Below are 14160 nucleotides of genomic sequence, written 5' to 3' on the forward strand. Positions count from 1 at the left end.
GTCGATTAATGAAAAAGCGGATTAGCGAATGGCGTTGCCCTTCTGCTTGGCAATAATGGCTTCCGCGAGGTTGTTCGGCACCTGGTCGTAGTGCGAGAACGTAAGCGAAGCGGAGGCCCGACCCGACGATATGGTGCGCAGCGTCGTTACGTAGCCGAACAGCTCCGACAGCGGAACGTCAGCCTTGATAACGTTGGCACCCGCCTTCGTGTCCATGCCCTTCATAATACCCCGACGACGGTTCAGGTCACCCGTTACCGAGCCAGTGTATTCATCCGGCGAAACTACCTCTACAGCCATGATAGGCTCAAGGAGTCGTGGACCGGCTTGCTTGCCGGCTTCCCGGAAACCACCACGGGCGGCGAGTTCGAACGACAGGGCGTCCGAGTCAACGTCGTGAAAGGAACCGTAGTACAGCCGTACGCGCATTCCCTCGATGGGGAAGCCCGCCAGCGGACCGTTTTTCATCGCCTCTTCAAAGCCTTTCTGAATCGGGGCAATGAATTCGCGGGGGATTACGCCACCCGTGATGTCATTGACGAACTCCAGACCGGGTTTCTCCGGCTCGGTGAGTTTGGGACCGAGTTCAAACACGATGTCGCCGAATTTACCGCGGCCACCGGTCTGCTTCTTGTAGGTTTCGCGGTGCTCGACGCTCTTGGTGAGAACCTCCTTGTAGGCTACCATTGGGGCACCCTGATTGATTTCCACCTTGAACTCCCGACGCATCCGGTCGATGATGATTTCCAAGTGAAGCTCACCCATACCTTTCAGTACAGTCTGGCCCGTCTCGGGGTCGGTCTGTACAACCAGGGTGGGGTCTTCTTCCACGAGCTTGGCAATGGCCATACCCATCTTGTCCACGTCGGCTTGCGTCTTGGGCTCGATGGCGTAACCAATAACCGGCTCGGGGAACGACATCGACTCAAGCACAATCGGGTGCTTCTCGTCGCTCAGCGTATCGCCGGTTTTGATGTCTTTGAAACCCACGCCAGCAGCAATGTCGCCAGCCTGAATCTTGTCGATGGGGTTCTGCTTGTTGGAGTGCATCTGCATGAGACGCGAAATCCGCTCCTTCTTGTTCGTGCGGTTGTTGTGCACGTACGAGCCAGCATCGAGCACGCCGCTGTAGCAACGGAAGAAGCACAGGCGGCCCACGAAGGGGTCGGTGGCAATCTTGAACGCCAAAGCGGTAAAGGGCTCCGAGTTGTCGGGGTGACGCTCGATTTCCTCCTCCGTATCGGGGTTTTTACCGATGATGGGGGGCATATCGAGTGGCGAGGGCAGGTAGGCCATTACGCCGTCCAGCATCGTCTGTACACCCTTGTTCTTGAACGCCGAACCGCACATCACGGGCGAGAACTTCATGTCGATAACCGCCTGGCGGATAACGACCATCATTTCCTCGCGAGTGATGGAGTCAGGGTTGTCGAAGAACTTCTCGAGCAAAGCGTCGTCATACTCGGCTACGCTCTCGATGAGCTTCTGGCGCCACTCGGCTACCGTGTCCACGAGGTCCTCAGGAACCGGGATTTCGTGGAAGGATTTGCCTTGGGTAGCGTCGTCCCACACGATGGCTTTGCCAGTCAGCAGGTCAACTACGCCCTTGAAGGTATCTTCAGCGCCAATCGGAATCTGGAGTGGCACGGGGTTAGCGCCCAGCTTCTCTTTGATTTCGTTTACGGCCTTGAAGAAGTCAGCACCGGCACGGTCCATCTTGTTGACGAAGCAGATGCGGGGCACCTTGTACTTGTCAGCCTGACGCCATACGGTTTCTGACTGAGGCTCCACACCAGATACGGCGCAGAACAGCGCAACAGCGCCGTCGAGCACGCGCAACGAGCGTTCCACCTCTACGGTGAAGTCTACGTGGCCGGGAGTATCAATCAGGTTGATTTTGTACTGCTTGGTGCTTTCAACTGGCTCGCCGTTGGAGTCAGTCGGGTAGTTCCAGAAGGTAGTAGTAGCAGCCGAGGTAATGGTGATACCCCGCTCCTGCTCCTGCTCCATCCAGTCCATCGTGGCGGCACCTTCGTGCACTTCCCCGATTTTGTGGGTCTTACCGGTATAATAGAGAATGCGCTCCGACGTGGTGGTTTTACCGGCGTCGATGTGCGCCATAATCCCAATGTTCCGGAGGTATTGCAGATCTTGATTTACAGCCATTGGTCGATTAGTGAATGAGTGAATCAGTGAATGTGCACGGCGAGTGAATAGTTCAGTTACTGAACCAGCGCTCAAGCCCACATTCGCTCATTCGTCGGCTTAGAAACGGAAGTGCGAGAAAGCCTTGTTGGCTTCAGCCATCCGGTGGGTGTCGTCCTTCTTCTTGACGGCGGCACCTTCACCCTTAGCGGCGGCGATAATTTCGCCGGCCAGCTTGTCCTTCATCGTTTTCTCACCACGACGACGAGCGTACTGAATCAGCCACTTCGAGCCAACAGCAATACGACGGTCCGGGCGAACTTCGATCGGCACCTGGAAGGTAGCACCACCTACGCGGCGGCTCTTTACTTCCACAGTCGGCATTACGTTGTTGAGGGCTTTGCGCCACATCTCCACGCCGCTTTCCTTGGTGCGCGCTTCTACCAGCTCGCAAGCATCGTAGAAAATGGTGTATGCCAGGTTTTTCTTGCCGTCATACATCATGTAGTTGACGAACCGGGTTACCAGCGTCTCCTTGTACTTAGGATCGGGCAGGAGGATGCGCTTCTTTGGTTTTGACTTTCTCATGGGGGTAGAATTGAGTTGACGTAGCGGGAAAGTGGGATAAGAACCATGTGCTATCCAGCACTTCGCACTACCTCACTCGGCTTCAATTACTTTTTCTTCTTAGCGGGAGCACCCTTGCCAGCCGCGGCTACCTGACCGGGCTTCGGACGCTTGGCACCGTACTTCGAGCGGCGCTGAGTACGGCCGTTTACACCGGCAGTATCAAGGGCACCGCGGATGATGTGGTAACGTACACCGGGTAAGTCTTTCACCCGACCACCACGAATCAGCACGATGCTGTGCTCCTGGAGGTTGTGGCCTTCGCCTGGGATGTAGGCGTTGACTTCTTTGCCGTTGGTGAGGCGCACGCGAGCAACCTTACGCATAGCCGAGTTCGGCTTCTTAGGCGTGGTGGTGTACACCCGGGTGCAGACGCCACGGCGCTGCGGGCACGAATCAAGGGCCGGCGACTTCGACTTAGTCGTCAGTTTCTCGCGGCCTTTTCGTACTAACTGGTTGATAGTAGGCATTTACGGAATGTTTTGTCAAGGAGGGTTCTCTCCCAAAAATTAGGCTTGCAAAGGTAGAAAAGATGTCGACCAATAGCAAACCTGTTGACATAGTTTGTTTTAGATGATGTTGCTGCTGTATTTACAGCTACTGCGAAGCTGCTACCCAAGTAACGAGGGTATCTGCCAACGCCGGCCCGTGAGTTTGCGCCAGGCACGCCGCCAGCCGGGCAGTTGGCGGTAGGCCAACTGTTGCTGATGCAGCTCAGCTAGCCCGAGACGTTGAAAGTGCGGTAGCAGTTCTTTAGTTGGTTGCTCTCCGGCGTAACGGGTAACGACATTAGTAATGGCGGGCCGCGCTGCCTTCAGGTTCTAATAGTGCCACAGATAATCCGGCACATCAGTAATCGGACCCTCGGCGGCGAAGCGCAGACTGAAGGCCAATTGCTCCATCATGTGCTTGTTGTAGGCTGCATATAACTGCTCGGCTAGGGCCATTATGTCGTTCAGCAGGTAGGCCTTGTCGCTACGGAAAGCAATGACGCCGGAATTAAACAGTTCGGTTGCCGGAGTCAAGTTATAGTTGCGGTCGGCCACCCGCAAGCTCTGCCCGCATAAGCGGCGGCAGATTTTCCGACTCAGAAGATTTCCGGAAATTAATCGGCCTTCGTTCTGGTGCATCAGGAAGCCGCCGACTTCGACGTGGGCGAACAATGGCTTGGGGTTGCGGCGCCAGATGGTGTCAGTATCCAGAAAGAGCAAATTGCCGGGGTAATAGGCGGCAGCGTGTTCCAGTACGCCTATTTTCAGCAGGTATACTTTATTGGCTGCCCCCGCCACTGCTGCTACTGAGTTGCCTGCACTGCCGGGTATACCACATCGTACCGGGACCCTAATAACTGCTGAAAAGCAGGGATATCTTTGGTGTAAATCAGTATCCGCGTATCCATAGCAGCTTCTGCAACGGCGTCGTAGTTTAGGATGTTATAAATGGCTTCGCTGCGAATAACCGCCAGACCGTAAGCCAGGTAATTCATGTGGCAAAGGTAACGCGCAGGCAGGCCGCGTCATCCATTATACTTTGCCAGCAAGCGGGTAAAAAAAAGCGGCTTTCATCGGACAGATGAAAGCCGCTTCCGCTACTTGTTGTTCGTATGCCTTAAGCCTCCCCCATCGTGCCACCAAAGCCCATTGGATAGGCGGGAGCGTCTTGCTGGGGCTTAATGGCGCCGTGAGCCTGCTCAAACCGTTCGATGTTCTCGGCCAGGGCCGCCTGCAACCGCTTGGCGTGCTCGGGCGTGAGGATGATGCGCGACTTGACCTTGGCCTTGGGTAGACCCGGCATCAGCCGGATGAAGTCAACGACAAATTCGCTGCTACTATGCGCAATCATAGCCAGGTTGGCATATTCGCCCTCGGCGATTTCCTCCGACAGCTCAATGTTGATAGCGTTCGGATCCTGTGGCTGGGCCGCGTCAGTGTTCTGGGGTTCGGTGGGTTGGTTCATAGGAAAAGGAAGTGTAAAAGGGCTGGCCCGTATTCTCGTGGCCGGTACCAAAGCTACCACAAAAGAAAAAGCCGACCGGATTGCTCCGGTCGGCTTCTCTTATTTATTCACTTCCGCAGATTACTCTGCCGAAACTTCGCGCTTGGCGCGCGATGGACGCTTGGTAGGCGTGGCAGCCTCTTCGGCCTTGGCGGCCTGAGCGGCTTCCATTTCTTCCTTCGAGCCCACAATCTGACGCGTGTACTCGCGCAGACCGGTACCAGCCGGGATGAGGTGACCCACAATTACGTTCTCCTTGAGGCCCAGTAGTTCGTCGGCCTTGCCACGAATGGCGGCTTCCGACAGCACCTTGGTCGTCTCCTGGAAGGAAGCGGCCGAGATGAACGACTGGGTGCCCAACGAGGCTTGGGTGATACCTTGGAGGGTCGGACGCGAAACCGAAGGCTGGGCGTCGCGCACTTCCACCAGTTGCAGGTCGCGGCGGCGCAGGCTGCTGTTCTCGTCGCGTAGGCGACGAGCCGTTACAATCTGGCCGGGCTTGAAGTTGCTTGAATCACCGGCATTAATTACCACTTTCATGTCGATGATGGTATCGTTCTCTTCCATGAAGATAATCTTGTCGATTACCTGATGTTCGAGGAACGACGTGTCACCAGCGTCGAGGATAACTACCTTCTGCATCATCTGGCGAACGACCACCTCGATGTGCTTATCGTTGATTTTCACACCCTGCAAACGGTACACCTCCTGAATCTCGTTCACGAGGTATTCCTGCACGGCACCGGGGCCCTGAATGCTCAGGATATCGGACGGCGTGATGGCACCATCCGACAGCGGCGAACCAGCGCGGATGAAGTCGTTGTCCTGCACCAGAATGTGCTTCGACAGTGGTACCATGTACTTCTTCTTGACGCCGTCTTTCGACTCCACGAAGATTTCACGGTTACCACGCTTCACCGTACCGTAGGTTACCACACCGTCGATTTCGGCCACAACGGCTGGGTTCGACGGGTTCCGGGCTTCGAAGAGCTCCGTAACGCGGGGCAGACCACCGGTAATGTCGCGGGTTTTACCTACGGCACGCGGAATCTTGGCTAGGATCTGACCAGCCTTAATTTTCTGGCCGTTCTCCACGTTGATGTGGGAGCCCACCGGAATGCTGTAACCTTTCTGTCCCTCCTCGTCGCCCTTTTTACCGGGGCGCACAATGATGGCGGGGTTCTGGTCCTTGGCCGACTTCGATTCGATGATCACCTTCTCGCGGTGACCCGTCTGCTCATCCGACTCCTCGCGGTAGGTGATGCCATCAATAATGGCATCGTACACAACACTACCATCAAACTCGGCCAGAATAACGGCGTTGTAAGGGTCCCAGTTGTTGAGCTCCTCGCCCTTCTCTACCTCCTGGCCTTCATCGACCAACAGGAACGAGCCGTACGGCACGTGGTTCGAGATGAACACCTTGCCAGTACCCTTCTCCACGATGCGGATTTCGCCCGAGCGACCCATCACCACTTTGCCCTTCACGCCTTCGTCGGTCAGGGTATCCACGGTGCGGATATCTTCGAACTCCACCACACCCGCGAACTTGGCGCGGATGCTGGCTTCTACGGCAATGTTGGAAGCCGTACCACCTACGTGGAAGGTACGCAGCGTGAGCTGGGTACCCGGTTCGCCGATGGATTGTGCGGCAATTACACCTACTGCCTCACCACGCTGGACCATGCGGCCCGACGACAGGTTACGGCCGTAGCACTTGGCGCAGATACCACGCTTGCTTTCGCAGGTCAGTACCGAGCGGATTTCCACCGACTCGATGCTCGTGTTATCAATACGGCGGGTTACCTCCTCCGTGATTTCATCACCAGCGGTCAGGATAATCTCGTCCGTGAGCGGATCGAGGATATCGTGAACGGCGACGCGACCTAGGATACGTTCGGCCAATGGCTCCACAATGTCCTCGTTGTCCTTGAGGGCGAAAGTTTCGATACCGCGCAACGTGCCGCAATCGGGCTCGTTCACGATAACGTCCTGCGATACGTCTACCAAACGACGGGTCAGGTAGCCGGCGTCAGCCGTTTTCAGGGCCGTGTCGGCGAGGCCTTTCCGGGCACCGTGGGTCGAGATGAAGTACTCGATTACGTCCAAGCCTTCTTTAAAGTTGGACAAAATCGGGTTCTCGATAATCTCACCAATCGAGCCCTGGAGCGACTTCTGTGGCTTAGCCATCAGACCCCGCATACCGCCGAGCTGACGAATCTGCTCGCGCGAACCACGGGCACCAGAGTGCATCATCATGTAAATCGAGTTGAAGCCCTGGTTCTCCTTTTCGAGGCGACCCATGAGGGTTTCAGTGATTTGGTTGTTGATACGCGTCCAGATGTCGATAACCTGGTTGTAACGCTCATTATCGGTAATCAGACCCATCTGGTAGTTCTGGGTTACCGCCTTCACGTCGTTCTGCGCCTGCAAAATCAGCTCATCCTTCTCCTTGGGAATCTGGATGTCACCCAGACCCATCGATAGACCACCTTTGTAAGCCGACTGGAAGCCCAGTGTCTTGATGTCGTCGAGGAACTGCGCGGTGCGGGCCATGCCGGTGCGCTTGAAGACCATCGAAATGATCTGCTGAAGCTTTTTCTTGGTCAGCAGCTCATCTACGAAACCTACTTCGACGGGCACGAGCTGGTTGAAGAGCACGCGGCCGGCAACGGTTTCGATGATTTTCGTCACGAGGTTATCATCCTCGTCGCGAACCTGAGTGCGCACCTTGATATAGGCGTGCTTGGAGAGCTGCTCCTCATTGATAGCAATAACTACTTCCTCATCGGAGTAGAAAACGCGGCCTTCACCCTGGATAGATTCCTCGGGAGTCGTGCGCTTGCCTTTGGTCACGTAGTACAGGCCCAACACCATGTCCTGCGACGGTACCGCGATGGGCGCGCCGTTGGCGGGGTTAAGGATGTTGTGCGAAGCCAGCATGAGCATGGAGGCTTCCAGAATAGCGGCCGGGCCCAGGGGCACGTGCACAGCCATCTGGTCACCGTCAAAGTCAGCGTTGAAGGCCGTACAAACGAGCGGGTGCAGCTGGATAGCCTTGCCCTCGATGAGGCGCGGCTGGAACGCCTGGATACCCAGACGGTGAAGCGTTGGGGCCCGGTTGAGCAGTACTGGATGGCCTTTCAGCACGTTCTCCAGAATGTCCCAGACAACAGCGTCCTTGCGGTCCACGATTTTCTTGGCCGACTTTACCGTTTTCACGATACCGCGCTCAATGAGCTTGCGGATAATGAACGGCTTGAACAGCTCGGCCGCCATGTTCTTGGGCAGACCGCACTCGTGCAGCTTCAGCTCGGGACCAACCACGATAACTGAACGACCAGAATAGTCGACACGCTTACCGAGCAGGTTCTGGCGGAAGCGGCCCTGCTTGCCTTTCAGCATATCGGACAGCGACTTCAGGGCGCGGTTGCCTTCGGCGCGCACGGCATTCACCTTCCGCGAGTTGTCGAAGAGCGAATCCACGGCTTCCTGCAGCATACGCTTCTCGTTCCGCAAAATCACCTCCGGCGCCTTGATCTCGATCAGGCGCTTGAGGCGGTTGTTGCGGATAATTACGCGACGGTACAGGTCGTTTAGGTCGGAAGTAGCGAAACGGCCACCATCCAACGGCACGAGCGGGCGCAGCTCCGGCGGAATTACGGGCACCATGCGGATAACCATCCACTCGGGGCGGTTCTCCACGCGGGTAGCCGCATCACGGAACGCCTCTACTACGCGCAGCCGCTTTAACGCCTCAGCTTTCCGCTGCTGCGAAGTTTCGGTAGCAGCAGAGTCGCGCAGTGAGTAGCTCAGCTCATCGAGGTTGATGCGCTCGAGGAGCATTTGCAGCGCCTCGGCACCCATGCGAGCGATGAACTTGTTCGGGTCGTCGTTCGGCAGCATCTGGTTCTCCCTGGGGAGCTTGTCGATGATGTCTAGGTATTCGTCTTCGGTCAGGAAGTCGAGCTGCTGCACGCCTTCCTCAGCCAGTACACCCGGCTGCACCACGGCGTAGCGCTCGTAGTAGATAATCTGGTCGAGCTTCTTGGTGGGCAGGCCCAGCAAGTAGCCGATTTTATTAGGTAGTGACTTGAAGTACCAGATATGCGCAACGGGCACCACCAATTCGATGTGGCCCATCCGCTCCCGGCGAACTTTCTTCTCGGTCACCTCCACGCCACAACGGTCGCAGATGATGCCCTTATAACGGATGCGCTTGTATTTGCCGCAGTGGCACTCCCAGTCCTTTACAGGACCGAAAATCCGCTCGCAGAACAAGCCGCCCATCTCGGGCTTGTACGTCCGGTAGTTGATAGTCTCAGGCTTGATCACCTCGCCGTTCGACCGCTCCAGAATGGATTCGGGCGAGGCCAGCGAAATGGTGACTTTCGAGAAGTCCTGGACCAGTTTCTTGTTTTTTGCAAACGCCATGTAGGAAAGCTATTAGCTGTTGGCTGTTTATCTGCCGGGAAAAACCGCTTCTCTTAAGAAAAGCCGAAATACCCTAACAGGACGACTCTGCTAAAAGTGCTCCGCGGGTCGGATAGGTACGCCACGCGGTAGTTTTAAACAGGTCTGATAGGTAACGACCCCAGTTTGGGCAAACTGCGGCTTACTGCGGTTACTTCTACCGGGGCTTCACGTCGTACTGACCATATCTCGGTACGAACCCGACGGCAGGTAGCTCGGCAGCTGCTTGAAACAGGAGTTGCCCGCATCGAAACGCTGGCAACTCCCTTTTCAATTACTAGTCAAGCGTGATTTCCAAGGCCAGACCGCGCAGCTCGTGGATGAGCACGTTGAACGACTCGGGGATATTAGGCTTGGGCAGCACGTCGCCTTTTACAATGGCCTCGTACGCCTTAGCCCGACCTACCACGTCATCCGACTTCACCGTCAGGATTTCCTGGAGCACGTTGGAAGCACCGAAAGCCTCCAAAGCCCACACTTCCATCTCGCCGAAGCGCTGACCACCGAACTGGGCCTTACCACCCAGCGGCTGCTGGGTAATGAGCGAGTACGGTCCGATCGAACGAGCGTGCATCTTATCATCCACCAAGTGACCCAGCTTCAGCATGTAGATAACGCCCACCGTTACCGGCTGGTCGAAACGCTGACCAGTCAGGCCATCGTGCAGGTAAGCACGACCCCAGTCAGGCAGGCCAGCTTCGGTCAGTTCCTTGGCTACTTCGTCCTCGGTGGCACCGTCGAAAATCGGGGTAGCGTAGGTACGGCCCATTTTCAGGCCGGCCCAGCCGAGTACGGTTTCGTAAATCTGACCGATGTTCATTCGGCTTGGTACACCAAGCGGGTTGAGCACGATGTCCATAGGCGTGCCGTCGGGCAGGAAGGGCATATCCTCATCGCGCACGATGCGGGCTACTACACCCTTGTTACCGTGACGACCAGCCATCTTATCACCTACCTTCAGCTTACGCTTCTTGGCGATGTACACTTTGGCCAGCTGTACGATACCAGCGGGCAGTTCATCGCCAACCTCCAGCGTGAACCGCTCGCGCTTAAAGCGGGCAGTTACCACGTTGCGGCGCTTAGCGTAGTTCTTCACCAGGTCACCTACCATACCGTTGATGCGGGCATCGGCTGTCCAGCCGTCGAGCACGAGGTCCTTGAACAGGTTGGCCTCTTCGGGAACAGCGTAATTGCTTTCGTCGCGGTACGGATTCTTGTCGGGGAACAGGTTCTCAGCCACGTTCTTCTTGCCGAATTTCACGCCCTTCGACATGATTTCCTCACCGAACTTGTGCTTGATACCCTGCGACGTCTTGCCTTCGAGCAGGCTGGTCATCTTCTCCACCATGATGGCGCGGATGCCGCGCAACTCACGGCCGTAGGCCTCCTTCAGCTCTTCTACTTCCTTCTTCGACTTAGCCCGCAGGTTTTTGTCTTTCTTAGGACGCGAGAACAGCTTGGTGCCGATAACGACGCCTTGCAGAGACGGTGGCGCTTTCAAGGAAGCATCCTTCACGTCGCCGGCCTTGTCGCCGAAAATGGCCCGGAGCAGCTTCTCTTCCGGGGTCGGGTCGGTTTCGCCCTTGGGCGTAATCTTGCCAATCAGAATGTCGCCTTCCTTCACCTCGGCACCCAAACGGATTACGCCGTTGTCGTCAAGGTTACGCACGGCTTCTTCGCTCACGTTCGGAATTTCCGAGGTCAGCTCTTCTTCGCCGCGCTTGGTTTCGCGCACTTCCAACTCGAACTCCTCAATGTGAATCGAGGTGAAGATGTCGTCGCGCACTACCTTCTCCGAGATGACAATGGCATCCTCGAAGTTGTAGCCCTGCCATGGCATAAACGCCACCTGCATGTTACGACCCAAGGCGAGTTCGCCTTTGTTGGTGCCATAGCCTTCGCACAGCACCTGGCCCCGCGTTACCCGCTCGCCCTTCTTCACGAGGGGCGTCAGGTTGATGCAGGTATCCTGGTTAGTACGACGGAACTTGATGAGGTCGTACGAAATCTTCTCAGCATCGAAGCTGACGAGGACTTCGTCGGCCGTCAGGTCGTAACGAACTACAATGCGGTTAGCATCTACATAGTCAATCACACCATCGCCTTCCGACACCACAAGCGTGCGGGAGTCGGTAGCTACGCGGCCTTCGAGGCCGGTGCCCACGATTGGAGCTTCGGCTTTCAGCAATGGTACAGCCTGGCGCTGCATGTTCGAGCCCATCAGGGCCCGGTTGGCGTCGTCGTGCTCCAGGAACGGAATCAGCGAAGCAGCGACCGACACAATCTGGTTCGGGGCTACGTCCATGTAGCTGTACTCGTCGGGACCAACCACGGGGAAGTCACCTTCGAAACGGCCTTTTACCAGTTCGTTGAGGAAGTTACCCTTGTCATCGATTGGGGCGTTGGCCTGGGCGATGTGGTGGGTATCTTCTTCTTCGGCGGTCAGGTACTTCACGTTCTCCGTCATGTCCACCTGGCCGTTGATGGCCGTGCGGTATGGCGTTTCGATGAAGCCCATCGAGTTCACGCGGGCGTGCACACACAGCGACGAAATCAGACCAATGTTTGGTCCTTCCGGCGTTTCGATCGTGCAAAGGCGGCCGTAGTGGGTGTAGTGAACGTCACGTACTTCGAAGCCAGCACGCTCGCGGCTCAGACCTCCTGGCCCCAGTGCCGATACGCGACGCTTGTGCGTCACCTCAGCCAGCGGGTTGGTCTGGTCCATGAACTGCGACAGCTGGTTAGTGCCGAAGAACGAGTTGATTACCGACGACAAAGTCCGAGCGTTGATCAGGTCAACCGGCTTGAAGTCCTCGTTGTCGCGCACGTTCATGCGCTCCTTGATGGTCCGGGCCATGCGGGCCAGGCCCACGCCGAACTGCGAGTATAGCTGCTCGCCTACCGTGCGTACTCGGCGGTTACTCAAGTGGTCAATGTCATCGACAATGGCCTTCGAGTTGATCAGACCGATCAGGTACTTCACGATGAGCACGATGTCCTCGTTGGTCAGCACGCGGGCCTCCCAGTTGGTCTCGATGCCCAGCTTCTTATTGATGCGGTAGCGGCCTACGTCCCCGAGGTCGTAGCGCTTATCCGAGAAAAACAGTTTCTGGATGATGTCGCGGGCAGTTTCCTCGTCGGGAGCTTCCGTGTTCCGGAGCTGGCGGTAAATCTGCTCTACCGCTTCCTTCTCCGAGTTGGAGTTGTCCTTCTGCAGCGTGTTATAAATAATGGCGTAGTCAGCAATATTTACGTTCTCGCGGTGCAGAATAACCGACTTGGCGCCGGCGTTGAGGATGATGTCGATGTCCTCCTCCGAAATTTCGGAGTCGCGTTCCATCAATACCTCGTTGCGGTCAATAGAAACCACTTCGCCGGTATCCTCATCTACGAAATCCTCGGTCCAGGTGCGCAGCACCCGGGCAGCCAGCTTGCGGCCGACGGCTTTCTTGAGGTTCTTCTTATCGGCCTTTACTTCCTCAGACAAACCGAACAGGTCGAGAATGTCTTTGTCGGTGCCGTAGCCGATGGCACGCAACAGCGTGGTAACCGGAAATTTCTTCTTCCGGTCAATGTAAGCGTACATCACGTTGTTCACGTCCGTGGCAAATTCAATCCACGAGCCCTTGAACGGGATAATACGGGCCGAATACAGCTTGGTGCCGTTGGTGTGCTTGCTCTGGGCAAAGAACACACCCGGCGAGCGATGCAGCTGCGATACAATAACGCGCTCGGCACCGTTGATAACGAACGAGCCTTTCTCGGTCATGTACGGGATGTTACCCAAGAACACTTCCTGCTCAATCGTTTCGAAATCTTCGTTGTCCGAGTCGTTGCACACCAGCCGGAGCTTGGCCTTCAACGGCACAGAATACGTCAGGCCCCGGTCAATGCACTCATCAACCGAGTACTTGGGCGGGTCGACGTGGTAATCGAGGAAGGTGAGGACGAAGTTTTCGCGCGAGTCCGAAATAGGAAAGTTCTCGGCGAACACTTTGAAAAGGCCTTCATCGGTCCGGTTCTCAGCAGCTGTTTCCAACTGGAAGAAGTCCATGAACGAGCGCACCTGCACGTCCAAGAAGTCCGGGTACTCAATAACCTTTTTAATCTTGGCGAAGTTGATCCGCTCGTCAGCGGCCTGCAGTTTTTGCAAACCGGTCTGTGCTTTCGGTGTAGCCAATGTATGTGGGGTTAGGAAATGGATACTTGGAGAATCCAAGCCAGGCTGAAAACAGGGTTATCAGCTTGGGAAAATAGTCGGTTTTTTCGGACACAACGAAGCGCAAAGCGCTACTGCTAGCAATTTGCGCTGGCCCGTCCGTAGCCGCCAAAAGCCGCTGAGCGGCGCGTAAACGGACTTCCGATTGGTTTGTTGCCTACAAACAGGAAAAGACCTGGCTTAGTTGCCAGGCCTCTCCCAATTTGCTGGTTGTTAGAGCAGGCAGCAGAGATTACTTAACCTCTACTTCAGCGCCGGCTTCTTCCAGTTGCTTCTTCAGGCCGTCGGCCTCATCTTTCGAAACACCTTCTTTTACTGGCTTAGGGGCACCGTCAACCAATTCCTTGGCTTCCTTCAGGCCGAGGCCGGTCAGGTCCTTCACTAGCTTAACTACGGCAAGCTTAGCGCCACCGGCCGACTTGAGGATCACGTCGAACGTGGTCTTCTCCTCGGGAGCATCAGCAGCAGCGCCAGCACCACCAGCCATCATCATTGGAGCAGCAGCAGCTGGCTCGATGCCGTACTCATCCTTCAGGATGCCAGCCAGTTCGTTTACTTCTTTTACCGTCAGGCTAACGAGCTGCTCGGCGAATGCTTTCAAATCTGCCATTTCTGTAGATTGTTAAAAAAGGGGGTTGTTGAAGAAAATTTTATCAGTACTGAGAATTCTTGTTGAGGAGCTGACCTTAACAGCCTAACGA

Annotated in this window: 9 protein-coding genes; all 9 read right to left on the bottom strand. The window is 56.0% G+C overall.

The genetic code is table 11. The annotated features are described in order from the left end of the window. Positions 1-21: 21 nt before the first annotated feature. Entirely contained in the window at positions 22-2166 is a 2145-nt protein-coding gene (fusA, locus tag CDA63_RS00390; protein ID WP_088462469.1) for an elongation factor G, read from the bottom strand. Between the two features lie 99 nt (positions 2167-2265). After that, positions 2266-2733, bottom strand: a complete 468-nt coding sequence (gene rpsG / locus CDA63_RS00395; RefSeq protein ID WP_019946177.1) for a 30S ribosomal protein S7 — start codon at positions 2731-2733, stop codon at positions 2266-2268. Positions 2734-2819: 86 nt separating this feature from the next. Next, positions 2820-3242: a 30S ribosomal protein S12 gene (gene rpsL, locus CDA63_RS00400; RefSeq protein ID WP_088462470.1), complete on the bottom strand. Its 423-nt coding sequence runs from the start codon at positions 3240-3242 to the stop codon at positions 2820-2822. Between the two features lie 351 nt (positions 3243-3593). Next, a complete protein-coding gene (locus CDA63_RS00405; protein ID WP_126546657.1) occupies positions 3594-3983 on the bottom strand; it encodes a hypothetical protein in 390 nt (129 codons plus the stop codon). An 83-nt stretch (positions 3984-4066) separates the two neighbouring features. Then, complete coding sequence (locus CDA63_RS00410; RefSeq protein WP_088462472.1) at positions 4067-4258, bottom strand: hypothetical protein; 192 nt, start codon at positions 4256-4258, stop codon at positions 4067-4069. Positions 4259-4380: 122 nt separating this feature from the next. Beyond that, positions 4381-4728 (bottom strand): DUF3467 domain-containing protein, encoded by a 348-nt coding sequence (locus tag CDA63_RS00415; protein WP_088462473.1) that lies wholly within the window; start codon positions 4726-4728, stop codon positions 4381-4383. A 120-nt stretch (positions 4729-4848) separates the two neighbouring features. Further along, positions 4849-9201, bottom strand: coding sequence for a DNA-directed RNA polymerase subunit beta' (gene rpoC / locus CDA63_RS00420; RefSeq protein WP_088462474.1), 4353 nt, complete (start codon positions 9199-9201; stop codon positions 4849-4851). A 316-nt stretch (positions 9202-9517) separates the two neighbouring features. Continuing rightward, a complete protein-coding gene (rpoB, locus tag CDA63_RS00425) occupies positions 9518-13393 on the bottom strand; it encodes a DNA-directed RNA polymerase subunit beta (RefSeq protein WP_199797473.1) in 3876 nt (1291 codons plus the stop codon). 298 nt (positions 13394-13691) lie between these two features. Further along, on the bottom strand, positions 13692-14069 hold the full coding sequence (gene rplL, locus CDA63_RS00430; protein ID WP_088462475.1) for a 50S ribosomal protein L7/L12: 378 nt from the start codon (positions 14067-14069) through the stop codon (positions 13692-13694). Between the last annotated feature and the right edge of the window lie 91 nt (positions 14070-14160).

It is taken from the genome of Hymenobacter amundsenii, from assembly GCF_002204745.1.
GTDB lineage: Bacteria > Bacteroidota > Bacteroidia > Cytophagales > Hymenobacteraceae > Hymenobacter > Hymenobacter amundsenii.

Excerpts from the sequence above, each read along its gene's own strand:
- fusA (WP_088462469.1), bottom strand. The coding sequence starts at position 2,166 with ATGGCTGTAAATCAAGATCTGCAATACCTCCGGAACATTGGGATTATG.
- rpsG (WP_019946177.1), bottom strand. The coding sequence starts at position 2,733 with ATGAGAAAGTCAAAACCAAAGAAGCGCATCCTCCTGCCCGATCCTAAG.
- rpsL (WP_088462470.1), bottom strand. The coding sequence starts at position 3,242 with ATGCCTACTATCAACCAGTTAGTACGAAAAGGCCGCGAGAAACTGACG.
- CDA63_RS00410 (WP_088462472.1), bottom strand. The coding sequence starts at position 4,258 with ATGAATTACCTGGCTTACGGTCTGGCGGTTATTCGCAGCGAAGCCATT.
- CDA63_RS00415 (WP_088462473.1), bottom strand. The coding sequence starts at position 4,728 with ATGAACCAACCCACCGAACCCCAGAACACTGACGCGGCCCAGCCACAG.
- rpoC (WP_088462474.1), bottom strand. The coding sequence starts at position 9,201 with ATGGCGTTTGCAAAAAACAAGAAACTGGTCCAGGACTTCTCGAAAGTC.
- rplL (WP_088462475.1), bottom strand. The coding sequence starts at position 14,069 with ATGGCAGATTTGAAAGCATTCGCCGAGCAGCTCGTTAGCCTGACGGTA.